The organism is Marivirga aurantiaca, from assembly GCF_016679925.1.
GTDB classification, from domain to species: domain Bacteria; phylum Bacteroidota; class Bacteroidia; order Cytophagales; family Cyclobacteriaceae; genus Marivirga; species Marivirga aurantiaca.
Genome location: NZ_JAEQBW010000007.1, coordinates 1 through 25944, shown reverse-complemented (window position 1 = coordinate 25944; position 25944 = coordinate 1). Strand labels below are relative to the sequence as shown.

The 25944-nt window shown below is 35.0% G+C and carries 19 protein-coding genes; 16 read left to right on the top strand and 3 right to left on the bottom strand.

What is annotated here, in order from left to right; translation table 11 throughout:
• Positions 1–4 precede the first annotated feature (4 nt).
• Genes JKA74_RS14490 through secG form a run of 4 tightly spaced genes read left to right on the top strand, consistent with a single transcriptional unit; the run spans position 5 to position 3138 of the window.
• Positions 5–1267, top strand: coding sequence for a sigma-54 interaction domain-containing protein (locus tag JKA74_RS14490; RefSeq protein ID WP_236587831.1), 1263 nt, complete (start codon positions 5–7; stop codon positions 1265–1267).
• Positions 1251–1781 (top strand): LptE family protein, encoded by a 531-nt coding sequence (locus tag JKA74_RS14485; RefSeq protein ID WP_236587829.1) that lies wholly within the window; start codon positions 1251–1253, stop codon positions 1779–1781. Before JKA74_RS14490 ends, JKA74_RS14485 begins: the two co-directional genes overlap by 17 nt.
• Positions 1782–1823: 42 nt before the next feature.
• Positions 1824–2732: a hypothetical protein gene (locus JKA74_RS14480; protein ID WP_201431933.1), complete on the top strand. Its 909-nt coding sequence runs from the start codon at positions 1824–1826 to the stop codon at positions 2730–2732.
• Between the two features lie 4 nt (positions 2733–2736).
• Positions 2737–3138 carry a preprotein translocase subunit SecG gene (gene secG / locus JKA74_RS14475; protein WP_201431932.1) on the top strand — a complete coding sequence of 134 codons (402 nt, stop codon included), beginning with the start codon at positions 2737–2739 and terminating at the stop codon, positions 3136–3138.
• A 55-nt stretch (positions 3139–3193) separates the two neighbouring features.
• On the opposite strand, the gene JKA74_RS14470 is transcribed toward secG, so the two are convergent.
• On the bottom strand, positions 3194–3907 hold the full coding sequence (locus tag JKA74_RS14470; protein WP_201431931.1) for a hypothetical protein: 714 nt from the start codon (positions 3905–3907) through the stop codon (positions 3194–3196).
• A gap of 318 nt (positions 3908–4225) precedes the next feature.
• On the opposite strand from JKA74_RS14470, the gene JKA74_RS14465 reads away from it, so the two are divergent.
• The 3 genes from JKA74_RS14465 to JKA74_RS14455 all read left to right on the top strand — a co-directional run bounded on the left by JKA74_RS14465 (position 4226) and on the right by JKA74_RS14455 (position 6671).
• Positions 4226–4504, top strand: coding sequence for a co-chaperone GroES (locus tag JKA74_RS14465; protein ID WP_201431930.1), 279 nt, complete (start codon positions 4226–4228; stop codon positions 4502–4504).
• 33 nt (positions 4505–4537) lie between these two features.
• The gene (gene groL, locus JKA74_RS14460) at positions 4538–6181 is read left to right on the top strand and encodes a chaperonin GroEL (RefSeq protein ID WP_201431929.1); all 1644 of its coding nucleotides are present in this window, start codon (positions 4538–4540) and stop codon (positions 6179–6181) included.
• A gap of 106 nt (positions 6182–6287) precedes the next feature.
• Positions 6288–6671, top strand: a complete 384-nt coding sequence (locus JKA74_RS14455; protein ID WP_201431928.1) for a tellurite resistance TerB family protein — start codon at positions 6288–6290, stop codon at positions 6669–6671.
• Between the two features lie 12 nt (positions 6672–6683).
• Here the strand turns inward: JKA74_RS14455 and trhA are convergent, their stop codons facing one another.
• Positions 6684–7325, bottom strand: a complete 642-nt coding sequence (gene trhA, locus JKA74_RS14450; protein WP_201431927.1) for a PAQR family membrane homeostasis protein TrhA — start codon at positions 7323–7325, stop codon at positions 6684–6686.
• A 654-nt stretch (positions 7326–7979) separates the two neighbouring features.
• Here trhA and JKA74_RS14445 point away from each other — a divergent pair.
• Both JKA74_RS14445 and JKA74_RS14440 read left to right on the top strand, forming a co-directional pair.
• Positions 7980–8789: a PhzF family phenazine biosynthesis protein gene (locus tag JKA74_RS14445; RefSeq protein ID WP_201431926.1), complete on the top strand. Its 810-nt coding sequence runs from the start codon at positions 7980–7982 to the stop codon at positions 8787–8789.
• 42 nt (positions 8790–8831) lie between these two features.
• Complete coding sequence (locus JKA74_RS14440; protein ID WP_201431925.1) at positions 8832–10256, top strand: S41 family peptidase; 1425 nt, start codon at positions 8832–8834, stop codon at positions 10254–10256.
• 75 nt (positions 10257–10331) lie between these two features.
• On the opposite strand, the gene JKA74_RS14435 is transcribed toward JKA74_RS14440, so the two are convergent.
• On the bottom strand, positions 10332–10724 hold the full coding sequence (locus JKA74_RS14435) for a SiaC family regulatory phosphoprotein (RefSeq protein ID WP_201431924.1): 393 nt from the start codon (positions 10722–10724) through the stop codon (positions 10332–10334).
• Between the two features lie 165 nt (positions 10725–10889).
• On the opposite strand from JKA74_RS14435, the gene JKA74_RS14430 reads away from it, so the two are divergent.
• From JKA74_RS14430 to JKA74_RS14400, 7 genes are all read left to right on the top strand, one after another.
• Entirely contained in the window at positions 10890–13424 is a 2535-nt protein-coding gene (locus JKA74_RS14430; RefSeq protein WP_201431923.1) for a hypothetical protein, read from the top strand.
• Positions 13421–16630, top strand: a complete 3210-nt coding sequence (locus tag JKA74_RS14425) for a SpoIIE family protein phosphatase (protein WP_236587827.1) — start codon at positions 13421–13423, stop codon at positions 16628–16630. Before JKA74_RS14430 ends, JKA74_RS14425 begins: the two co-directional genes overlap by 4 nt.
• The gene (locus JKA74_RS14420; protein WP_201431921.1) at positions 16627–18000 is read left to right on the top strand and encodes a hypothetical protein; all 1374 of its coding nucleotides are present in this window, start codon (positions 16627–16629) and stop codon (positions 17998–18000) included. The genes JKA74_RS14425 and JKA74_RS14420 overlap by 4 nt, the downstream gene beginning before the upstream one ends.
• Positions 18001–18004: 4 nt before the next feature.
• On the top strand, positions 18005–21109 hold the full coding sequence (locus JKA74_RS14415) for an nSTAND1 domain-containing NTPase (RefSeq protein ID WP_201431920.1): 3105 nt from the start codon (positions 18005–18007) through the stop codon (positions 21107–21109).
• Complete coding sequence (locus JKA74_RS14410; RefSeq protein WP_201431919.1) at positions 21106–22164, top strand: outer membrane beta-barrel protein; 1059 nt, start codon at positions 21106–21108, stop codon at positions 22162–22164. Before JKA74_RS14415 ends, JKA74_RS14410 begins: the two co-directional genes overlap by 4 nt.
• Positions 22165–22168: 4 nt before the next feature.
• Entirely contained in the window at positions 22169–23500 is a 1332-nt protein-coding gene (locus JKA74_RS14405; protein WP_201431918.1) for a hypothetical protein, read from the top strand.
• A gap of 148 nt (positions 23501–23648) precedes the next feature.
• A partial coding sequence (locus tag JKA74_RS14400) for a SprB repeat-containing protein (RefSeq protein ID WP_201431917.1) occupies positions 23649–25944 on the top strand: 2296 nt, incomplete at its 3' end.

Below are 25944 nucleotides of genomic sequence, written 5' to 3'. Positions count from 1 at the left end.
CACATTGGAAATACAAACTATCAAAAATAGATTTGGAATAATTGGCAACTCCAACCAACTGAACTATGCCATCAAAGTAGCTATGCAAGTAGCTCCTACTGATATGACTGTGCTTATCACAGGAGAAAGCGGTGTAGGTAAGGAATCCTTTTCAAAAATAATACACCAGTTAAGTGTACGCAAACATGGCCAGTTCATTGCAGTGAACTGTGGAGCTATTCCGGAAGGAACTATTGATTCGGAATTGTTTGGTCATGAAAAAGGCTCATTTACCGGTGCGTATGATGCCCGAAAAGGTTATTTTGAAGTAACAGACGGAGGAACCATTTTCCTGGATGAAATTGGCGAAATGCCCTTACCTACTCAATCCCGTTTGCTTAGGGTACTTGAAAATGGTGAATTTATAAGGGTAGGCTCGTCAAAAGTAAATAAAACGAATGTACGCGTAGTGGCCGCCACCAACGTAAACCTGATCAAAGCAGTGGAGAAAGGTAAGTTCCGCGAAGATTTGTACTATCGTTTAAACACAGTACCCATCTTTGTGCCTCCTTTGAGGGAAAGAGGCAATGATGTGGAACTATTATTTAGAAAATTCAGCAGCGATTTTGCTGAAAAATATGGCATGACTCCCATTAAACTTACAGATGATGCGAAGAACGTTTTGGTAGGTTATCGCTATCCCGGCAATATAAGGCAACTGAAAAATATAGCGGAACAAATTTCATTGCTGGAAATAGAAAGGGAGATTAATGCAGAAATATTAATGAAATATTTGCCTCAAGAAGGCAATATGATGCCTGCTCTCTATCACAATCAGGGAGAGAAGGGTTCAGATAAAGAGAATTTTTCTGAAAGGGATATTTTGTATAAAATACTCTTTGACATGAGGAATGATGTGGAAGAATTAAAGAAACTGGTTCACAGGGTACTCAAAAATGAGAATTACGGAGATGAAATCATCAAAGACCACGAAGAGTTATTTGAGATGAGACATAATGAATTTAAATCGGACAATAATGATAGTGCCCCTTATTTACTAAGTGCTAAAAAGGAAGAGGAGGAAAACAATAACTATGACCTGGAAGATGTTCAGGATGCCGAACATGAAATTGAAGATGATTCACTTTCCCTGGAAAAGCAGGAAAAGGAAATGATTCACAAAGCCCTCGTAAAAAATAATAACAAAAGAAAATATGCGGCACAAGATTTGGGGATATCGGAGCGTACTTTATATAGAAAGATAAAACAATATGACCTCCAGAATTAAACTTTTACTTAGCTGTATGATTCTCCTGGCCGCTACAGGTTGTGGAGTGTATTCATTTACGGGCGCATCCATCGCTCCCAGTGTGAAAACGATGTCTATTCAATATTTCAATAACGATGCCGGCAATGGGCCACCCAGTTTGCAGCAAACATTTACTGAAGAAATCAGGGATTATTATCAGCAAAATACCAGTCTGGAATTCGTAGACAATAATGGGGATTTACAATTGGAAGGAAGTATAACCGGTTATAGGGTAACTCCTATTGCAATTACTTCTTCCGGTGACAGAAACGTAGCGGATAGAGCAGGTGGGCAAAGATTAACCATAACTGTGAAAGCGAGTTATGTAAACACCAAAGATGAAACCTTCAATTTTGAAAACCGAACTTTTTCATTTTATGATGATTTTGATCCCAATACTACCCAGCTTACAGCCGTGGAAGATCAATTAATAGAAACTATAACAGATCAAATCATTATTGACATTTTCAATGCATCAGTAGCAAATTGGTAATTTGGTATTTTTTTGTAAATTTATAAACCTTAAAACTAACCAGTGGATAAATCGAGGCTTACAACGTTAATCAAGGAACCGCATCAACTTGCTGTTGAGGATGCTGAAGCATTAAGACAACTAAAGCTTAAATATCCTTATTTTCAGGCTCTAACCCCTCTAATGGTACTTAGTGATCAAAAGCACCATCCGGAAGCCGTAAAACATGATTTGCAGACTGCTGCAATATATTCATTGGATAGAAAGCATTTAAAGCATCTATTAATAACTGCCAATAACAACAACAGTTCCGAATTAGTTGTAGCAAAATCACAGGAAGTGCAGCGAAATAATAAAGCTAAGAATGTACCTGCTCATTCAACTACGTCCACTAATACATTCATCACTACATTACCCGACCAAGACACTCATTTGCCAGATTCGTTTTTTCATGAATTATTAGATGAAATGGAATCCTTAAAAAAATCCAAGGAGCATTACAGGAAAACATTGGCAAAACTCGAAGAGGCTGCTCCAGAGGCAAAGAAAAAGGCAAAATCCACCAAAAAGAAAAGTAAAGAAGCGGTAGAGAAAAAGCAAGCAATAGCTTTAGAAGAGCAGGAAAATCATCACGATCTCATTGAAGAAATAGAATCAAGGGAACAAAAAGCCATAAAAGATCAACATAAAAAGGAACAAATTGAACTTATTACCAGCTTTATTGAAAAAGAGCCTATTATCAGTAAGAAGTTTGCCTCTAACGATCCTGATACAAAGAAAGTAATAGAAGATCTCTCTTTGTCGAGTACCAACCTATCTGAAGATGTAATTTCAGAAACTTTAGCAAAATTAATGGTAAAACAAGGAAGAAATCAAAAAGCAATTGATATTTACAAGAAATTAATTTGGAAGTTTCCACAAAAAAAGACGTACTTTGCCGAACAAATTGAGAATTTAAAAAAAGAACAATAAATACATGTTAACGATAATCATCACATTAATCATTTTAGTATCCATACTTTTGGTTTTAGTAGTATTAGCACAAAATTCTAAAGGCGGAGGATTAACCAGTCAATTTGGAGGTTCCGGTGCCACCCAAATAGTAGGCGTTAAAAGAACCGGTGACATTTTAGAAAAAATCACATGGGTACTGGCAATCAGTTTAATGCTTTTGGCACTTACTTCTTCAATCGTGATTAAGTCTGATCGTGGTGGTTCTGGTTATACAAGTCCTAATCTGGAAAAAGTTCAGGATGGCAATCAACTTCCCGGATTAGAACAAAATCAGCAATTATTACCTCAGGATGAGCAAACTGCTCCTGACGAGCAAGTTATTGAAGGTCTTCAGGAAGAGGAAAACGATACAGTAGAAAATTAAGAGAATTTATAAATGTATTTTATAAAAAAAGGGAATGTGAAAACGTTCCCTTTTTTTATTTCCCTGCCAAATAAGCCGAAAATTTTCTTTTCACTATAGGTAGTAAAGTCTCGTTATAAGGAACAGGCTGTAAAGACACAATTCTGAAAGTAGAAAAATTAGATACCAACTTCATATTATTGATAATTTTCACCTTTAATTGCTCTATACTGCTTCCTATGGATTTTTTCACACTTTCTATGAAATCAGTTTGCAAGCCCCTCACCTTTTCGTGGGCAGTTTCAAAAATAGAAACCCTGTATTTATAGATATGATAAAATTTATCGTAATCCTGATCAATCAACAATAAGCCCTCATCATCTTTCAAAGCCTTCACTCCTATCGATTCTATTACCAATTGTTTTTCAACGGATTCAAAGATGTTTTTCCCAATATTCAACCTGCCATTCATTTGCTCCAAGGAATAATTAATGATGGCCTCCAGTTCCTGCGCATGCTCGTCATCCTTTTCCATTGATTCAAAAAACATTTCAAAGTTTTTGATATCTATATGGTTCAGTCTTTTCGGGAAAGATTGTAATAGTTTAGACTTGCCTTCTTTTAAGGCTTCCACATTTCGGTAATGACTAATCAGGTCTGCAAAAGGTGGATAAAGCTTTCTTTCATCAAAGGATTTCTCCACAAATTGAAGGTATGCCAGCAACACATACTTCTTATACTCAAAATCCAGTAATCCCTTGGTGATCCAATCATCGGCTAATTTCTTCATAGTTATTATTATTTTAATGAAGCTACTTTACAGCAATCTGCCATTGTAGTAAACGAATAATTTAAAAATGAAATTCTCAATTGATCAAAAAACATACTTAATTCCAAAAGTTTTTCTCAGCAAACTGCTTGAGAAATTATAGTACTCTAACCTCCAAGATAAAGATAAACTGACAAAAAAGCACCTTCAATTTTAGCAATAAACTTACCTGTCATATTTTCTTTCTAAAAGCCTGCAATTTTGACATTAATACAGAGGTGGCATACAAAATGCTATTCCATGTTTACAAAACGAGTTTTTAAAACTAATCTAAAAAATATGTCAAACGTAAACATTAAACCACTTGCAGACAGAGTTCTGGTAGAACCAGCTGCAGCAGAAGAAAAAACAGCTTCAGGTATCATTATCCCCGATACTGCTAAAGAAAAACCACAAAAAGGTAATGTAGTAGCTGTTGGTAACGGTAAACCTGACGAGCCAATTACTGTAAAGGTGGGTGATTCAGTTTTATATGGTAAATATGCCGGGACTGAGATCACTGTTGAAGGTAAAGAATACTTAATCATGCGGGAATCTGACATCTTCGCAATTTTATAATCCATTTTTTAAAATCGTAAAAACACAATAGTTATGGCAAAAAATATTTCATTCGACTTAAAAGCCAGAGATGGTTTATTAAAAGGAGTTGACAAATTAGCAAATGCAGTGAAGGTAACTTTAGGCCCAAAAGGCAGAAATGTTATCATCGGTAAAAAATTTGGTGCTCCTTCTGTTACTAAAGATGGTGTAAGTGTAGCCAAAGAAATTGAGTTGAAAGACCCTATCGAAAACATGGGTGCTCAGTTATTAAAAGAAGTGGCTTCCAAAACTGCTGATGAAGCGGGTGACGGTACTACTACTGCTACTGTTTTGGCACAGTCAATCTACAAGCACGGTCTTAAAAACGTTACAGCGGGTGCTAACCCAATGGATTTGAAAAGAGGTATTGATAAAGCTGTTAGAGCGGTTGTTGAAAACCTTAACAAACAATCCAAAACAATATCTAACAGCCAGGAAATTGAACAGGTTGGAACTATTTCTGCCAATAATGATGCGACTATCGGTAAAATGATTGCCGAAGCGATGGATAAAGTGGGAAAAGATGGTGTTATTACTGTTGAAGAAGCAAGAGGTACTGAAACTGAAGTAAAAACAGTTGAAGGTATGCAGTTTGACAGAGGTTACCAGTCTCCTTACTTTGTGACCAACACAGAGAAAATGGAAGCTGAATTGGAAAATCCTTACGTATTGATATACGACAAGAAAATTTCCAGCATGAAAGAATTGCTACCTATCCTGGAAGCAGTTTCTCAAACAGGAAAACCATTATTGATTATTTCTGAAGAAGTGGAAGGCGAAGCTTTAGCTACTTTAGTGGTAAATAAAATCAGAGGTTCATTGAAAATTGCCGCTGTAAAAGCACCAGGTTTTGGTGACAGAAGAAAAGCCATGTTGGAAGACATCGCAGTTCTTACCGGTGGAACAATGATTTCTGAAGAAAGAGGATATAAATTAGAAGGCGCTACTTTAGAGTATTTAGGTACAGCTGAAAAAATCACTATCGATAAAGACAATACAACTATTGTTAACGGTGGTGGTAAAAAAGAGGACATCCAGGCAAGAGTAGGTCAAATCAAATCACAAATTGAAAACACTACTTCTGACTACGATAAAGAAAAGCTACAAGAAAGATTAGCTAAATTATCTGGTGGTGTTGCTATCCTTTATATAGGAGCTGCTACTGAAGTAGAAATGAAAGAGAAGAAGGACAGAGTAGACGATGCGTTGCATGCTACCAGGGCTGCTGTACAGGAAGGCGTAGTTGCCGGTGGTGGTATTGCACTACTGAGAGCTATCGCTGTTTTGGACAAAGTAGAAACTGACAATGCTGACCAGAAAACTGGTGTAAACATTATCAGATTGGCGCTTGAGTCTCCTTTAAGAACTATTGTTGAAAATGCCGGTGGCGAAGCTTCTGTTATCATCAATAAAGTATTGGAAGGAAAAGATGATTATGGATACAATGCACGTGAAGATAAGTTTGAGAACTTATTTAAAGCAGGTGTAATTGACCCGACTAAAGTAACTCGTTTAGCCCTTGAAAATGCTGCTTCAATTTCCGGTTTATTATTAACTACAGAATGTGTAGTTTCTGATGAAGAGGAAGAAGACAGCAATGCTGGAATGGGTGGCGGCATGCCAGGTGGCATGGGCGGAATGGGCGGCATGATGTAAAATGCCCTGTTCTTAGAAGAAAACCAAGGCTTTGTCGATTGACAAAGCCTTTTTTATTTTCTTTTAGTTAATTACACTAGATTTACAGAACTAATTGAAATAGATCATGAACAAACATCACATTTTCGACCAATACCAGGAGTTTATTATTTTCCTCCTTATCCATGTAGGCAATTCGGATTTCAGTCTGAAAGGAGCTGAAATAGAAGTGATTTTAGCAAAGATGGAAGATTATTTTCCTGACATAGACGATATGGATGAATTGCGAAATGAATTTGTGAATATTCAGGACGAGTATGAAGAATTAAATGATTCTGACATCAACCACCTGATCTATCACAACTACCTGAACTTTAGAGACAAACAAATCAACGCTGTCCGTATTCTTAATGATCTCCAGGAAGTGATAATGGCAGATGGTTTAATCCATGAAAGGGAAACAAAAACTTTCGAGTCAATCAAAAAACTGCTTGACATCAGGGAAAACTAATCCCTATCTCCACTAGATAAGAAACATCACTGCAATAAAGTGGGTAATTGTTCCTATCAACACAAAAATATGCCAGATAGAATGCGCATAGAGCATCTTTTTATTAGCGTAAAATACAGTTCCTATAGTATAACTAAGACCTCCTGCTAACAGTAAGCTCAGAATATGAGCAGGTAGTTTATTGTATAAAGGCAATGCAATAAAAATAGCTATCCATCCCATACCTAAATAAAGAATCAAAGACATTCTGGGAAAACGGTGCTTAAAAAACACTTTAAAGAAAATGCCCAAAACAGCAATAAACCAAACTATTCCAAACATCACCCATCCCTTTGTATCCCCAAGCCCAATTAGCAGAAAAGGTGTATAAGTACCGGCAATTAATATATAGATGCTAATGTGGTCAAAAATCCTTAAAAGTGCTTTTGTTTTTGCATGTTGAATGGCATGATATAAAGTAGAAAAGGTATACATCAATAAAAAAGCCCCGCCAAAAAAACTACTGCTAATAATGTGAAGGATACTCCCGTTCAAAACAGAAAAAGTAATCATTAAGGAAATGGCTATTACACTAAAAAGAACGCCAATCCCGTGAGTTAAACTATTGGCCAGTTCTTCTTCCAATGTTTGGGGACGCTCAACTTTTTCACTCATCTTTCTCTTTATTTAGTTATTCAAATTTAGCGCAATTTTATTGATTTCACTGAGTATGCTTTAGTTCCTACTGCAACAGTAAGTAAGAAGAAGATTATAACTTAAAAACCCGGATGTAAAGTGGAGTAAAATTCAAAAGGCGAGCTTTAACTCGCCTTTGGGGTGAAACGATCACTGAGTATCGTTTTATCTACCTCTTGAAACATTTAGAGAGCTAAAGCTCTCCCGAAACGTTAATTAAATTTCGAAATTTAAAACATAAAAAGCAACTAATATATTTTATTTATAAGGTATAGGTAAAACTAATTTCTAGTTTCAGCTTGTTGTGTGTGATTGGGTAATTTGAAATCTGTGTTTACCCATCCTATAAATAAACTGCAGGAAGTCTTGTCAGCTTTGAGATTTGTTCAACAGGAAAAACTCAATATACCGTAAGAATTAACGAGCTAAAATTTGAAAAACAGAACTATAAAGTTATACTTGCTTAAATGAAAAAAGAATGTCCTTCTTGCGCAATGATGGTGGACAAAAACCATAATAGCTGTCCTATTTGCCAATATGAATTCCCAAAGAAAACACATAGCAAACTTCAGTGGTTCGCATTACTATTGGTACTACTTTTTCTTTTGAGTTTACTTTTTTAAAATCGACCCTATGAAAAATTTTTCTTTTTCCATTACCAATGTGTTTTCGAATCTTGACATGAATCTTAGGGGCAATCCCTCTGCCGTTATTTTATTGGATGAAGAACTGGATAGGAAAACCATGCAGAGAATTGGAAAGGATTTGCATCAGCCGGCCACTACTTTTTTGTGGCCTACAGATCAGCATAACACTTTTAATATACGATGGTTTGCCCCTGATGCAGAAATTGGGCTTTGTGGGCATGGTTCATTGGCAGCAATAGCTTTTTTGACCCAACTTATCACTCAGAAAACCAATACACAGCCATTTAAACTTATTTCCCCTAAGGGTGTAATTTTAGGTTCGAAGAAAAATTCAAATGAGTATGAAATCAATTTAGAAGCAATATCTTCTACAAAACTCTCCTCAGCGCCTAAAGGGTTGGAAGAAGCTTTAGGCCAAAAAATAGTTGAATACCATTCCAGCCAAAATAAACATATTGTAGTATTGGAGAACGAGCAAAATGTAGCGGAGATGGATCCCAATTTCAAACTTCTACAGGCAATTGATGTATTTGGGTATGCTGTAACTGCACCCTCAGAAAAGTTTAGTTTTGTTAGCAGAACCATTGTGCCACATGTGCAACAGCTGGAGGACCATGCCACAGGATCTTCGCATGCACTATTAGTTCCATATTGGGCAGAAAAATTGGACATAGATAATATGGTCTCTGTACAATTAAGTCCCAGGGGGGGGTATTTTAGTTCCAGTTACAAAGATAAAATTGTTAAATTAATGGGTCAGGCATACAATTCTGTGGAAGGAACTTTTTTACTATAAAACCTATTTCACATACTCTAAGTATTTAATCTATAAAATCTTATGAAAGCATTACAGTTAATTAGTTTACTAGTTCTTCTCTCGGTTTTAACTGCATGTAAAAAGGAAGATCCTGAACCGGTATATGAAGCGGGCTCAAATGAATATGTGAATGATTGGATTTATGGAGAGATGAGTACCTATTATTATTGGAACAAAGAATTACCCGCTAAAAACATTACAGGTATTTCACCTGATGATTATTTCTATCAATTAATATCCTCCAAGGATAGATTCTCCTGGATTCAGCCAAATTTTATTGAATTATTAAATTCCCTTCAAGGTGTTAGTAAAGAAGCAGGTTATGAATTCATTTTGTACAATAACCCCAATATTGAAAATGGAGTAATAGGGCAGATTTCGTATGTAAAGAAAAACTCCCCAGCCAGTGAAAATGATTTAAAAAGAGGCGATCTTTTTACTAAGATAAATGGTACTGAATTAACAGTAAGCAACTATAGCACACTTCTTGGAGGAATCAGTGAAAACCACACCCTCACTTTGCAAAGATATAATGAAGCGACCGAAACATTTGAAAACCTGGGAGTTCAGGAATTCACTACTGTCAACTTTGCTGAAAATCCGCATTACCTGGATACGGTCTACACCAGGAATGGAAAGAAAATTGGGTATTATGTCTATAATTTTTTCGCTACCGGCCCTAATTCCTCTGACACTCAGTACTTGCAAGAAATGGATGCAATCTTTGAAAAGTTTAAATCAGAAGGTATCCAACATCTGGTGTTGGACTTAAGATATAATAGTGGAGGTGCAGAAAGTGCTACAATTAATCTGGCCAGTCTGGTAGGAACAAATATTTCCCCGGAAGATATTTTCGTAAAAAGAGACTATAATGAGGAGCTTAAAGAAGCTTTAATTGAGGAATATGGTCAAGAAGTTCTGAATAAGAAATTTACACAAAAAGCAGCCAACATAGGTAATATTTTACAAAGCCCTCAACTTACCGTGCTTTCATCTTCCAGAACAGCTTCCGCATCTGAATTGCTTATAAATGGGCTATCTCCTTTTATGGATATACTTATTATTGGAGATACCACTGTGGGGAAAAATGTTGGTTCTATTAGTATTTATGAAGAAAATAAACCTGAAAACACATGGGGAATGCAGCCAATTATTACCAAATCATTTAACAGTGAAGATCAATCAGATTATGATATGGGTTTCTATCCGGATATTCCGAAAAAAGATAATTCGTTAATTGTAAAGGCATTGGGTGATCAACAGGAGCTTTTATTAAGTGAGGCACTAAACTACCTGGCTGGTGATGATTTACCAGCTTTAAAAACCTCATCCCCTTTACTCCCTGCTAAAGATATTTATAGTAGTATCGAACAGAAAAGGCGTTTCGGCATATATAATATTGATGCAATCGACCTGTTAAACCAAGAGAAAAGCCCATATGATTGAACTTAAATGGGAAATAAAACGGTCAGATGGATTTTTCCAAGGGTAGTGTCGGGGTAAAAGTGCTAACCTTACAGTTTATGCCAAATCATCTGCAATAGCCTCTATTTCAAATTCCATTTCAAGGGAATCCCTGAAATCAGCAATTTCTTCTTCCATTTCTTCATCTCCTTCAACAAAATTCCATATGATGTTTAGCTCCATATCGTTTTTTTCATGTATTTCCTTTATATCGGACATAAGATCGAAAAGACATTTAGAAGAAGACGTATTGAAATACTTCAGGAAGATATTTACATCTAGCTTGGCAGGGGAAGTTTGGCCAAATGCTTTAATTTTTGACCTAATCATGCTAAAAAGCATTACTACATCATCATCATAAGATTTTCCCTTAATTTGCAATACCGCGTTTCCTTCGTCAAACCTAACATAAGGTGCCGCTTCTTTTGCAGGGATTTCTAATACGCTCATAAGTTTGTTTTGTCAATTTTTTCTAACTAAGTACAATAATAGACATTATCATTTCTTTTACATATCAAATCATGAAGGATATGATTTCTTTTCGACCAGTGAAAGAATTCAATCGATAACAATAACTTTCTTGTATAAATAAATATTTAAGTTTAGCTTTAAAAAATGATTGTAAACAAGCAGACATACAGCAATTTATACCGGGGTAAGCTTTCTCAATTATATACAATTCAAGCTATTCTAAGTATTCTAAGCCTGTTGTGCCTGACATCTATATTTTTATTCGGTGCCTCAAAGCTTTTTACAGATGATGTGGCCTACTTTTTCCTTATAATATTACTTAGTTTACTGGCCATTATAAAAAAGAATACTTACCAGTTTATATACTGGAAAATTAGGCCAAAGGTAAACATTGGCTTTTTTCAAAATATTACTAATATAATTCAACTGATTTTCTGTTCACTCTGTTTTTTCTTAATCGTCATCAATTCCAACGATGACGTTTCTTTACTATCATTTGGGTTATTTGGATCCACCACTTTTATGATAGGAATGCCGGTTATATTTTACAGTTGGCTGTTGTTCAAGAAAACCAATCAGAATGTAAGTGTAATGGCCACAAAGAATGACTCTCTAAACAAGTATGCTACAATAGAAACTTATTTGGTAATTGCTCTCATTGCACTTTTTGGAATCGTTTATGATTTTCTCCCTCAAACCAGTCAAGTTCTTCTTTGGGCTCCTCTTGTTATATTACTTTCTATTTGTTTAGTCAATTTTATTCTTAATCACTTTCAAATAAAATGGGTATTAAAAGCCATTATTGAAAATAAAGAGATAATAAATAAAGATACAAATACAGAGCCCTCCTTTATTTATGAAATAGATCCTTATCAGTATGAGAAAAATATTAAATCCCTTTTAATTAAGTCAAATGGTGAGGCAAGGGTAAATATACTTACCACCATTCAAAACCTGGTGGCAATTGACTTCTTACCTATTTTAGTAGATTTTAAGAGTGATTATGATATGGATGAGGCTTCCGCTCGACATCTGGAAACCACTATTGATTATCTTCGAAATACTAAGCAGAAAGTAGAAAACATTAAAAATGCCTACGAATTTGTGGAACAATCCAGTGATATAATTCTTATTAGGGGGTTGCTAAGAATGCAGATTGAAGCTGGAGATAAAAACTTAATTATTAAATTATTAAATGACAACAGGAATGTTGTTAAAAAATCAGCTTGTATTGTGGCAGGCTATCATGATGATATAAACTTCATTTCAATACTGATAGAGCATTTAGGAAGTCCGGTTTTAAGTATTTGGGCACAATTTGGATTGAAAAACATTGGCTTTAAATCAGTAAAATACCTGGAGATTGAATTCTCTAAACAGAAGGCTAATTTATTTTTTGTAGAAGCATGTTTCGAAGTGTTAAGTGAAATATCTGATACAAGAGCTCATGAAGCACTTTATAATGCATTGAACGAATCCAATAAAAACATAAAGCTAATTGCCGCAAAAAAAATAATTAAAAAAATAGAAACCCCTTCCCCGGATAAAAGAAAATACTTTGGGAATTTATTTGATGAATTGATCATTAATCAACTCACCAATAGATTTCTAATAAAGGAAATAAATAAAAAAAATGAAACATTCTATCAACTCAGACAAGCCCTGGAAAATGAAGTGAAAGAAAATGTATTCTTAATTAAAAGTCTAATACAGCTTTACTATAATCCAAAAGTAATAGAGATATTGTTTTCGTATAATGGCACCAATGAAATTAATGAGCATGCTTTTTCAAATCATTTAATTGATTTATTGTTTGAGGATAATTATTTGATGCGCAATAAAGTGAAGATTCTGTTTTCCCCTAACGATTCTCGTTTAATTGAGCTTTTGGAAGAAGAATTTCCTAATATAGAATTCAGAAAAGAATATAAAGATGAAGAAAGTATGATTTGGAGTATCCTTAGAATGGATTATGACAGATTAAATAACTGGACAAGGGCTTGTGCCATTAATACTTTGCAAAATCTATATTCCGAAGACATTCCTTTTGAGTTGGCTGCGGAGTTCTTAAATGAAGATCGATTGATGAAAGAAACAGCCGCCATATGCATTTATAAAAATGTGCCTGAATTCTACACCATATTCCTTAAAAGACTTTCTAAATCAGAGGCAACAAAACTGGATTTTGCAGTAAGGTCAAACGTGGATTTCACAACTAAAAAACTGCTTCGAGAGGACAATTTTTTGCTGTTTGATAAAATTCAGTTCTTAATGAGTATTCCCTATTTTAAAGAGTTGACTATTAATGAAATAAGTACATTTGAACCATTCTTTGAAGTGAAAGTATTACCTGCCGGGGACCATTCAATTTCAATTAATGATGATGAGTTAACTGGTTATTGGATTATTGAAAGTGGTCAACTCTCTTATTCAGATAAAGGCACCTCTTATAAAAGCTGTATTAGAAGAGATATTATAGAAGTGATGCCTACGGGCACTGAGTCAAGAAAAACATACATTTCATTAAGTAAACCCGCAAGATTTCTGGTGATTGAAAAAATTGTGTTACTAAATATTTTAAAATATTCTCATAAAATAATCCTAAATAAAATAGGTGAAAAATCAGATTTTTATACAAACTTAGAGGCGGGAAATATTTTGAATGAACAAGTAGCTTGAAATCAGTAATTAAATATATTATCTTTTGCTTTGTTTTTTGCCCTCCATTGGTAGGCAATGGCCAAATATTGGAAACAAAAAACTTCAGGACTACTGATTATCTTGGTAGAACAGAGTTTTTTGAATTTACTCAGGATGATAACCTGATTCTATATTTTGGAACTAATGCGGGAATCCTCTCCTATGATGGAAAGGCATTTCAACCCTTATTTGCGGATAACTTCATTAATAACAAAGCTGTAAAACACCTGGTTTACTTTAAAAACTCCATTATTTTTTCTTCTGAAGAAGCTACTTATCAATTCCACCTAGATACTCGTTCACTTAAAAAATTATACAATAAAGGTGTAGTTCAGTTTCAGCGAAGAAAGGATAAGTTATATTTTGTAACAGAATCACTTTTATGTGAAATAAAGCTTGATTCTGATCAGATTACGACTATATATGAAAACAAAAAGAATAAAATAAAGTCATTTTTAGTTCAGGAAAATCAATTTACATTAGGCACAGATCGAGGACTTTCAATAATAAAGAACGGAGAAAATATTGACGAGTTTGGTAGCTTTCTTAATGCAAAATCTATTCTTAAAAAAAATGACTCCACCTTATTAATCTTATCGGAGGATGCTGTTTTTGAGTGTAGCAACAGGAAAATATTACGCATTAGAGACCTGGGGAAAGAGCTGGCAAAAAGTTTCTTTTATTCTGAGACAGGCGACTTATGGATTGGCACTACCAATAGTAAGCTTTATCAATATGATGGCATATTCCTGAATCCCATTAACGGAGACAATGGGTTTAAAACCTTTGAAGTAAATTATCTACAAAAAGACCAGGAATCAAACTTGTGGATTTTGGGAAAAAAAGGATTGTCTAAAATTGCTGTAAATCAACCTTTTACTCAATTAAACCAGAATAAAATTCAAGGGATTTTTCACTATGAAAACTCCGTACTACTGGTTAAAGAAAATGCACTTGTTCAATACAAGTTGAACCTTAATCCTTCTTCCATTGATATCCGAATCAATGAAAAAATCACTGATTGCTCTGCTGTCTATGTCAATGAAGAATGGATAGTACTGATCAATAAAAAATATATTTACCGATGGGCTAAAAATAAAATTATAAGACAAAGTAATCCTCGAGAATACCACAAGTTGCACCTAATTGATCAGCAGAAGCTTCTGTCCGTAGATGAAAAAGGACAGCTTAATTTATTGGATGAAAATCTAAATCCCATCCAAAGTTATCCGGATTTGGAAAGTGCTATAGCATTATTACCTGGTGATGAAAAAAGCTATATCCTTCAGGAAAACAATGATGTATACCAAATTAATGGAAAAGGAATTAGCAACAAAACTTCTATTTTACTCTCCGATTCCATCAATAAGCAAGCCCTAAGGAATTCTGAATTTGGACTCTGGAATTTTTCAACAGGAACAACTGTAGAGTTGCTTTTAAACGAAGGCTCTGTATTCCCTTTAAACCTGGACTTTCTCACTCCTTCACCCTCCAGAATAATTTTTAATTTGTTTGAGGATAGTAATTTTAATTTGTGGATTTCCTTCAATGATCAATTAGTTAAAATTGCTCTTGAAAAAACGGGGAATACTATACAACAAGGAGAGGCAAAAGTATATAATGAGAAAGACCATATATCCAGCACTTATTTTAAACAATCAGTAGAACTGGAAAACCAGCAGATATGGTTTGTTAATGAAAACAAAATCACAGTCTACAATCCCTTATTGGACAACCCTTTGTTTGTTGCACCCGGCATCTCAATTAAAAAAGCAGAAGCATTGGTATTTGATGAATTCAAAAACCCAAAAGATACTTTAAACCTCCTTTCTAATAAAACAGAATTAAGTACTAAGCACCTTATTTGGATCGAACCCCATATTATTAACCATTTTCAACCCTATAATTCATTTATAGAATATAGAAATATTAGACAAAACGAGAAATGGAATAAAGCAGGAATAGATGAAAAAATACTTTTCAATGATCTTCCTGATGGCCAAAACATAATTGAAATTCAAGCAATAACAGAAGGAGGATTACGAAGCAGCAAGGTTGAAAAAATCCTCATAAACGTTGAGCCACCTATTTGGAAAAGAAAGTGGTTCTATATTGGCTCATTACTCTCTGTATTGTTGTTAGGCTTTGTTGGCTACAAAACTTTCTTTAACTATAAAGACAGTAAAGTAAAAGAGCTACATGAGAAGCTCGATAAAGAATTGGATGATTTGGAAAGGAGATCCCATCTTCAAATTTTGAAATCAGAAAGGCTAAAGCAACTTAATGAGCTTATTACTTCACAGAAAGGGGAATTAGAAAAAAAGAACAAGCAGATTGAATCTCAAAAATATGAACTCTCCTTAACTAATGAACAAATTAAAAAGCAGAAGGATTTACTGGAAGAAACCAGTAGTAAACTAAAAGCAAGTATTAACTATGCCCAAAGAATCCAAAACGCATTAATGAGTACAGAGGTTGAAATAAAGAAAGCTATAGATGAAAGTTTTGTTTATTTCATGCCACGGGACGTAGTTAGTGGTGACTTTTATTGGTTTAATAAAGTCATAAATGATAAAGGTGAAGAATTGCTTATTCTAGCCGCAGTTGATTGTACAGGACATGGTGTACCCGGGGCGATTGTGAGTGTGGTAGGTATTAATTTGCTAAACAACATCACCAATTTAAAAAAAATATATGAGCCAGGGGAAATCCTGAATGAACTTAATGCAGATATTATTCATAATTTAAGACAAAATGAGACACAGGTAAATGACGGTATGGATATGTCTATTGTCACTATTAATAAAAAAACAAGAGAGATTCAATTTGCCGGGGCTAAAAACCCCCTTATGTATATAGAGGATGGGGAGCTTATCAGGATTAGAGGTGATAAATTTGCCATTGGCGGACAACAACGTGGTGGTATGAGGGATTTTCAAACATATCGTGTGGATTGTAATGATGATAAAACAAGAACCTTTTATTTATTCTCTGACGGCTATCAGGATCAATTCGGGGGAGAAAAAGGTTTCAAATTCCTTACAAGCAACTTTAAAGATTTATTAACTAATATTTACGAGAAACCTGTACTTGAACAAAAGGAAATTCTATACGAAACCCTGGTAGAATGGAAAGGTGATTACGCCCAAACAGATGATATACTAATTATAGGATTTAAATTTTGAAGTATAAAAATAAATATTGCATCATTGTCAAATTCACAAAGAATGACAACATACCCCTATCAGATAGTGATACTGGTTGGGTAGATTATTTTACTGAAATTTTAAAAACGGCACTTAACTATCAGGTTAAATCAGAAATTGAAATTATTTACAAAAGTGAGACTGACCTGATTTCACCTGAGGATTTCAATCTCTCTGACTTGATTATCTATATTTTGTCTCCTGCATTCATAGTTTCTTCAAATATTAACCAGGATGCCACCGCTTTAGAAACAGCTTTTAATTTTGACATTCCATTTATTAACCATAAAGTCAAAAAAGTTTTTAAAGCCCCGGTAAAAATAGAAGAATTACCTCTTTCACTCTCTACTCCTACCTACTACAGATTTTATAATGTTACAGCTGCAGATGAAATAGAATATCAGACGTTTGAAGGATGGAATGAATATCAGGACAACCATCAGTTTTGGACAATAATGGCTGATATTTTAAATGATACTTTTCGTATATTTTTACAAAATCAAGAGGAATTTGAACTTAAGATTTTCATATCCAATAAGAGTGAAGAGTATTTCAATGACAGAAATAGTATTAAAAGGGAATTAAAATCTTACAAAACTCAAATTTATCCTGACGAAGACTTTTCTATTGAAGCTAATTACATGGATGATGCAGAACTTTTTTTCATGAAAAAATGTGATCTGTCTCTGCATTTCCCTGATGAGTTTTTAGACCTGGATATTATAGAAAGAGATAAAGCTTTTAATAAACTGACTGAACAGAAAAGATTTATTTGGTTTAATCCTCAACAAGCATTGAAACCAGAAAAAACAGCTCGATATAATGAACTTAAGGTACAGCTTAAGCCTTATAAAAACATTGAAGCAGTAGAGGCTCCTATAGAAGAATTGAAAACTATATTGAAAGAACAATTGTTTTCGAAAGATACAGAGCCCAAGCAAGAGGATGCAGATTCAGTAAAGGAACTTATTTATATAGTTTCTGATACATCATTGGAGGAATCATTAAAAAATGCTATCAATAAAGAGGCCTTCTTGAAAGAGAAATTTCGCATTAGCATCTTAAATAATGTAGATAATGTAACTAATTTTAGATTACTACACTATGAATTACTTCGAACAGCAGATTATTTTGTAATTTTGAATTTTAAAAATAATCAAGAATGGTTAAAATCCATGATCTCAGAAATCAGGAAAGCACCAGGTTTTAAAAGAAAAAAACAAATCAAAGGAAAATATATACTAGGACAAACCCTTTCTCTCCCCAACAAATATGTTGAAGAAAATTTTTCATTAATTCCAATCAAACGAGTAGAAGAAATAGTAGATTACCTAAAGGAAATTAATTAAGTCAGTGACTAATACGCTACAAAAAGATTTATACTTTAATCCTTTTCCGGGCTTACGGCCTTTTGGGGTAGATGAGAGTTACTTGTACTTCGGCAGGGAAGGTCAAAGTGATGAGGTATTGTCCATCCTTGAAAAAAATAGATTTGTTAATATATTAGGCTCTTCAGGTACGGGTAAATCCTCATTGATGTTTTCAGGTGTAATACCTACCCTTCATGCAGGCTTTATCAATAAAGCGGGTAATAACTGGGAGGTTATTACCGCAAAACCGGGGCTTGATCCTATCAAGAATTTAGCCAATGGTTTCAAAAATCATTTGGAAGCAAGCAACCCACACAAGAAATTCTCTAAAGTGGAATCCTTGATCAACAACAACCTTTTTGAAGCAATTTTAAGGAAAAGCACTAAAGGCCTATCGGAACTTTATGAATTGAACGAACACCTTCAAGGGAAGAATTTATTGATCTATATTGATCAGTTTGAAGAAATTTTCCGGTTTAGAAAACTAGGGGCCATTCAGCACCTGAATGAATCACTGGCATATGTCAACCTCATATTGCAAGCAGTAGAGCAAAGTGATGTACCCATCTATGTTGCTTTGTCTATGAGGTCGGATTTTTTGGGTGATTGTGAACAATTTCCTGAACTAACCAACCGAATCAATGATAGTCATTATCTGATTCCGCAAATGACAAGGGAGCAGAAAAAACTGGTAATTACTGGCCCCGTGGCAGTAGGCGAAGGGGAAATTTCCAATCGACTGGTGCAAAGACTGTTGAATGACATGGGGGACCGTCCTGATCAACTCCCTGTATTGCAACATGCGCTGATGCGTACATGGGATTATTGGATTACTTCAGATGCAAAAAGTGGAGAAATCATCGATTTCATCCATTATGAAGCTATTGGTGGAGTGAATGAAGCATTGTCCCGTCATGCTGATGAAGCATTTTACGAGTTGAATGAAGAGCAAAAATTGATTTGCGAAAAAATATTTAAAACCATTACCGAAAAAAGAAGTGACAATGATGGGATAAGACGCCCTACTCCTCTCAATGATATAGCCCAGATCGTAGACGAAGAAGAATCTACCCTGGTGCCAATTATTGAAAAATTCAGAATTAAAGGCAGGGCTTTGTTGACACCCAGAGAAAACCAGGTAATTAATAGTAATTCCGTTATTGATATTAGCCATGAAGCCCTGATGAGGGTATGGTATAGATTAAGAAACTGGGTTCAAGAAGAATCTGAATCATCCCAAATTTATATTCGCTTGGCTATTGCTGCTAAAAAATATCAACAAGGAAACGGCAACCTTTGGAGGCCGCCAGACCTTCAACTGGCAATTGTATGGAGAAATAAGACCAAGCCTACTTTGAAATGGGCCTTACAATATGATAACGCCTTCGAATCAGTAATTACATTTTTGGAAAGAAGTGAAAATGCTTATAAAAAGGAGATTGAAACAAAAGAGGTTTTACAAAAAAAGAGGCTGAAACGCTCTAAATTGGTAGCTTATGTGTTGGGCACAGCTGCAGTGTTTTCATTGATTTTACTCTTTTTTGCTTTCCAACAAAGTACAATAGCTGAAAGACAAAAGGAAATTGCAGAGGAAAGCTCAGAAAGGGCCAGAAAAAGTGCAGAAGTTGCCAATGAAAATGAAATAAGGGCACAGATCCAAAAAAGTGAAGCTAATAAATCTGCTTACAGGGCTAATACTGAAAAAAGAAATGCGGAATATAACTTCTTAATAGCACAAGAAGAAAGGAATTTGGCCAGAGCGGCTACAGAAGAATCGGAAAGAAATGAACAAAAAGCCCTTGAAGCACAAATAATTGCCCAGGAAGCCAACAATGAAGCGATTGAGAAAAATGAACAGTTACAGGTGTCCCAAAAGACAACCCAGGCATTTAGGATGAGAGCACTCGCACAAAAACTGGCGGTAAAGTCACAACAACAACAAGAAGATGACTCATTAAAAGCTCTCCTGGCCTATTATGGATATAAATTCAATATTAACAATGCCGGTTATGATAGTGACAACGATATTTACAATGGTCTGTTCTATGCTGTAAAAGCACTTGATAAAAGTTATTTTGATGCTTTTAAAAGTAGTTCTACAGATGTTCGGTCATTACAATTTGTAAAAGGAAGATATCTGTATACTACCGGTACTTCCGGCAGGATAAATGCATGGGAAGTAGAAAACAAAAGTTCCAATAGAAGCATTGTAATATTTGACCAGCAAGGAGTATTCGTCAAAAAGATTTTTGTAGATAATAATAATCAAAAATTGGTAGCCCTTACAGATGGTCCTGAATTTTATGTGATCAATGTTGGAAACCGTATTAGAACCACAGAAAAATACACTTTACCCAATGCTTATGCTTTTGATGTGGTTTTCAGAGAGAATAGCTCCGATTTCCTAATATCGTCTTCTGATAGCATCATTTACCAATTTAAGAATAAAGCATTATCTCCTCTCTTGAAAATTGATAGTAGAATATACGATATGGAATTGCTCAATAATGATCTGTTGATCACTGGAAATAACAAGGGGGAAATTGAACTATGGAGTTTGGAGGACAAAACCTTGTACAAAAAAATTAATAAAACAACCAACAGGTATATCCATTCATTAGCCATTGGCAATAAGATGATAGCAGCAGGTGACAACTCGGGTTTAGTAACATTATATCCGCTGGATGAAGATTTTAACCCTGGTGAACCTATAACACTTAGAGGTACGGATGGCGAGATTATGACTGATTTATCGTTTAATATTTCAGAAAACCAGATTATAGCTTCCAGTTCAAAAGGAACTATACGGTTGTGGGATCTCAACAATATTGATGAATTTCCAATGATTATCAATGAGCCAGGTTCTTGGGTAAATGCTATTGCACTGCTCAATAATTCTTACATTTTTGCAGGATGTAAAGATCAGGTTTTCAGATTATACCCAATAAAAAGCACTATTTTGGCAGAATCGCTTCAGGGTATGTTAAAAAGAGATATTACTAAGGAAGAATGGGATAGATATATTGGAGATGAAATTGAATATAATCCTATTTTACATGAAAGTGTTTTTGTAAATTATATTAGATGAGAAAATACTTACTAACTATATTTTTATTGTTAAGTGGTTTCAGCCTTCTTGCACAAAATAATTGTGAAAGAAGCCTTAACGAAGCACGATCAGATTACTCCAATGGTAACCTGTATGCCATCCCAGGAAAATTGGCAGACTGTCTGGTGGATGGTTTCTTGAAAAGTGAAAAAATTGAAGCATATCGATTGCTTACGCTCACTTACCTCAATATTAACCAAAATGAAAAAGCTAAAGAATCTTTAATAAAATTACTGAAAATAAAGACAGATTATAAGGTTTTACCCAATGTAGATCCTCCGGAATTATATTCACTCTATAGAAAAATTAAGACAGACCCCATATATTTCATAGGTATTGTTGGTCTCATGAACTTTAACACTATTCAGGTATTAAAAGGAAAAAATGGAGACCTAAGGAGATTTAGTCAAAATCCTTACAAAAACAAAGACAGTTATAGGTATACTCCGAAAATCTCCTTTCAGGTTGGCGCACAATTTATTTACCCATTTTCAGAGAAACTATGGTTAAGAGGAGATGTAATGTATCAAAATCAAAAGTATGATTACTCTGAAACCATTGTTCATAACACTGAGGCTAAGGATAATACATTTACCTATGAATCATCGGATAATGGCCTTAATTTAAATGTAAGTGCAAGAGGTATATTGGATAAATATTATTGGAAGCCTTTTATGGAAATAGGCATTACTGGCAGGTACAATATCAATCAACTTCTTTTAAATTATGTAAGTGAAGATTCTGAGGAATTAGAAGAAGGAAATGCGGATAGAATAGATATTAGCATGTATAGGAAAAAATTCAACTTCGGATTACATGCTCACATCGGAACTATGTTCATGGTTGGTGAAAATTATGGAGAGATAAAGATTGGTGCAACTAAATATATGTTGGCACACACCAATTATTTAGACGATAATCAGCGTATTTTGCAAACAGTTGACAATCGTGGTGAAGTAATAGAAGATGATTTCAGTAACCTCATATATGAAGTTAATATAGCGTTTAATATTCCATTCTTTAATTTCCGATAGTCAGGTGAGGTATCTTTTAAATATCGCTTTTTTAATTATCAGTGTACTACTTCTTTCATGTAAAGATGACTTACTACAAGAAGAAGCTGTTCCAAAATTTTCAAAAATTTATAGTAGCCTCGAAGATATCGAAGCCGTTGATTTTATAGCAAAACCTGATGGAAGCGGTTATCTAATTCTGGCCAACAATAAAAATAGCACCAATACCAACTCAGACATTTATTTGATCAATACAGATAATGAGGGGTTTCAACTTTCCTCTTTCCATATAAAAACCAATACTTATGATCAAGGCGTAACACTAAAGTTTGGCAATGAAAATGATTTATACATACTAGGTATCAGAAAAGAAACCGCAAATAATGCTTTCAGCAAAAGTATTTTATTAAAAGCAAATTTAGAAGGAGAGCCTGTTAAAGCCGCCAATGACACTACCTCTTCTATAGCTGAAATTAAAACTTTGGCAGCAGAAAGTAACCAGTCAATTACCATGAATGATTTCATGATTGATGCAGTAGGTTATATTTATTTTGCCGGAACAATCAGGAGGCCCCAAAGAAATGATAAGACCAACGAAATTGTTCAGATTTATAATCTTAATAATTTTAATTTTGAAGACACCACCACAAGAGTGATGCAGTTTGAGGAAATTCCAAGAAACCTAAATAGTATAGTCTATAACAATACCACTGCGAACAAGATAATCCAGGAGCAGTTCACCTCATACAATTACTTATACACTACCATAGGACATGAATACACCTCTAGCAATCAAGATAGTGTTGCTCCCCCCTCTTATAACATAGTAAGGAAGATTTATAAAGAAATGCAATCAGCTGTTGCAGAACCCACAACTATAGGAAATGAAAATGATGAACAACTAGGTGCTATATTGCAAGATGGATACGAGGGCAATTTATACCTTGCAGGCTCATATCGGAATAGCAACAATGATTCTTTATTTTTAATTAGATCCACTTTTAATCCAATTCAACCAGATCAGGAAAATCCCTATTTTAGTACAAATTGGTTCATTTTTTCGGGATATGGCAATAATGTAGTAAGTATGACTAGAACCAATTCAGGTAAAATTATAATGGCTACTACTGAGTATATTCCTGAAAACGAACTGGAAGCTGCAACCACCAATTCTTATTTACTTAAATTCTCAGAAGCAGGTATACTGATTGAAAATGAAGCGTTTAAACTTCAGAATAGTAAATTTTACAATATTAAAAAGATATTATCCCTAAATGACAATTCCGTCATCATACTTTCAAGCCTTGAATTTGAAAATACCTCTAAGTCAGTAGGGTTAGTTAAAATATTTTTTTAGCCAATGTAAGATATATTTATAATCTATATTAATATAATCAATTTTTTTTAGGTAATTTTATAGTCATTAACTATTAAATCAAAAAGGTACGAAACACTTTTACTTTAAAATTAAATTAATCCTGCTTTTCTTTTTCTCATTATTTATAATGAGCCATGAAAGCTATGCCCAGGTTAATATTACCACTGCGGACCTTTCCAATCTATGTGTTGATGGAGGATTTTACGTCTTAGATGACATCCTCATTACTGAAACCACAAATGCTGATTTTGCTACATCAGGAGGATCAGCTGTTTATTTAAGGTTGGAAGTACCTGCTAATTTTGAATTTAGAACAGGTGCAAGCTCCGGAAATGTTCTCTATTCAGGAGGTGATATTACCACGAATTTTTTCATTAAAACCACTAATTATGTAGAGGTAGAATTTGTAGTTAACAATACGATTGCCAGCGATCAATTTATCTTTAGAGGTTTTCAGGTAAGAGCTGTTACTGCTGGTTCTTCAGGTAATTTAACTCGTATAGCTTCACCTTCAGGAACTGATGCAACTATCAATGGAGATCCTATAGGCGCCAATCATGGGACTTATTCAAGCGTAGAGTCTCCTACCATTACCACTCAGCCTTCATCTGTCATTATTTGTGAAAATGATATAACAAGCTTTGGTGTTACAGCTACTGGCAGTGGCCTCTCCTACCAATGGCAAAGAAGCGATGATAATGAATTCAGCTTTGTGAACATTGATAATTTTACTGATGGTGGAATTTACAGTAATTTTAATTCTCCAACTCTCCAAATTAATAATACTCCGCTTTCAACTGATACATACGACTATCGTGTGATAGTTTCCGGTATTTGTTTACCCTCCGTTATTTCAAATGTGGTTGATTTATCCATAAATGCCTTACCAACAACACCCACAATTAGCAGCTCAGGTAGCACCATCTGCAATGGAACAGATCCTGATGTCACCTTAACTAGTAGTCCAGCACCAAATTCAGGAAGCTATGTATGGTATAAGAATGGAATTGCAATAGCTGATGTTACTCAGTCAATAGATTTAAGTGATCCGGCAGCTAGTGGTGATTATACTGTAAAAGTAATTGATGGTTCTACAAATTGCGAGAGTTTGTTAAGTAACGCGGAAACCGTAGAAATAAACGCATTGCCTAATACAGGGCTAACTTTAAATTATGATGCTACTACAGTGTGTGATGGTGAAAACATTACCATCACTGTTGAAAATAGCCAAAGTGGTATAAATTATCATATCTTAGATGGGGCATTTTCTATTATAAGTCCTGTTGTAGCTGGTACATCTGCCAATGTTGATATTGAAACAAACGCACTCTCCCCTACTATTAATACACTAATTGTTCGAGCCACTAATGTTACTACTGGTTGTGAAAGTGATTTTACTTCCCAGGCAATCACAGTAAATCCGCTTGCTGTATTGAATAGTAGTTTGACGCCTGCTGGTATTTGTAGTGAATCTACTTTTAATTACACACCAACAAGTGCTACAGCTGGAACTTCTTTTAGTTGGACTAGAGAAGAAATAGCTGGTATATCTGAACCCAATGCCAACGGTACAGGTTCAATTTCTGAAACCCTGACTAATACTACTAACTCACCAATTAATGTTACCTATTCAATAATCACAACTGTCAATGGATGTGATAATGCAGGTGAAAATGTTGTTGTCAATGTTAACCCTATGCCAACAATTACAGCCACTGCCAGTGATATCAGCTGCAATGCGGCCGGTGATGGATCTGTAACCGGGTCGAGTTCTGGAGGCACGGGAACTTTGGTGTATGACCTGGAGGATGACCTTGGTAATGCAATTGCCAACACTACCGGTGATGCCTCAGGGACCTACACAGCTTTGGCTGCAGGAACTTATCGGGTAAGGGTGACTGATGACAATGGGTGCACCTCTACAAGCAACAATGTGGTGGTCAGCGAGCCTGCTGTATTGTCTGCATCTACTACAGACAGTGAGTACAATGGCTTCGACATCAGTTGCAACGGGGAAAATGATGGCTACATTGAAGTTACTGCAGTAGGTGGGACCGGCAACTACACTTTCACTCTTGGAGGGGATGCCGCAGCAACACAAACACAACCAGGAACGGTCTATCGTTTCAACAACCTTTCCGCTGGAAGCTATACAATCGACCTGGAAGATGCCAACAACTGTTCCATTGTACAACAAAACGTCACTTTAACAGAGCCTGTGGCAATTACAGCTACTGCTGCGATAACAAGCAACTTCAACGGGGCCGAGCTTAGTTGCTTTGGAGCATCTGATGGAGAGATTACCACCACGGCAGGAAACGGGTCGGGAGGATACACTTATGTCCTCAACGAAGAGCCCACTAACACCACCGGGGATGCCAATGGTATTTATACCGGACTGGCGGCCGGAAGCTACACTGTAA

Coding starts and splice junctions, on each gene's coding strand:
- JKA74_RS14485 (WP_236587829.1), top strand. CDS start 1,251: ATGACCTCCAGAATTAAACTTTTACTTAGCTGTATGATTCTCCTGGCC.
- secG (WP_201431932.1), top strand. CDS start 2,737: ATGTTAACGATAATCATCACATTAATCATTTTAGTATCCATACTTTTG.
- JKA74_RS14470 (WP_201431931.1), bottom strand. CDS start 3,907: ATGAAGAAATTAGCCGATGATTGGATCACCAAGGGATTACTGGATTTT.
- JKA74_RS14465 (WP_201431930.1), top strand. CDS start 4,226: ATGTCAAACGTAAACATTAAACCACTTGCAGACAGAGTTCTGGTAGAA.
- groL (WP_201431929.1), top strand. CDS start 4,538: ATGGCAAAAAATATTTCATTCGACTTAAAAGCCAGAGATGGTTTATTA.
- JKA74_RS14455 (WP_201431928.1), top strand. CDS start 6,288: ATGAACAAACATCACATTTTCGACCAATACCAGGAGTTTATTATTTTC.
- trhA (WP_201431927.1), bottom strand. CDS start 7,325: ATGAGTGAAAAAGTTGAGCGTCCCCAAACATTGGAAGAAGAACTGGCC.
- JKA74_RS14445 (WP_201431926.1), top strand. CDS start 7,980: ATGAAAAATTTTTCTTTTTCCATTACCAATGTGTTTTCGAATCTTGAC.
- JKA74_RS14440 (WP_201431925.1), top strand. CDS start 8,832: ATGAAAGCATTACAGTTAATTAGTTTACTAGTTCTTCTCTCGGTTTTA.
- JKA74_RS14435 (WP_201431924.1), bottom strand. CDS start 10,724: ATGAGCGTATTAGAAATCCCTGCAAAAGAAGCGGCACCTTATGTTAGG.
- JKA74_RS14430 (WP_201431923.1), top strand. CDS start 10,890: ATGATTGTAAACAAGCAGACATACAGCAATTTATACCGGGGTAAGCTT.
- JKA74_RS14410 (WP_201431919.1), top strand. CDS start 21,106: ATGAGAAAATACTTACTAACTATATTTTTATTGTTAAGTGGTTTCAGC.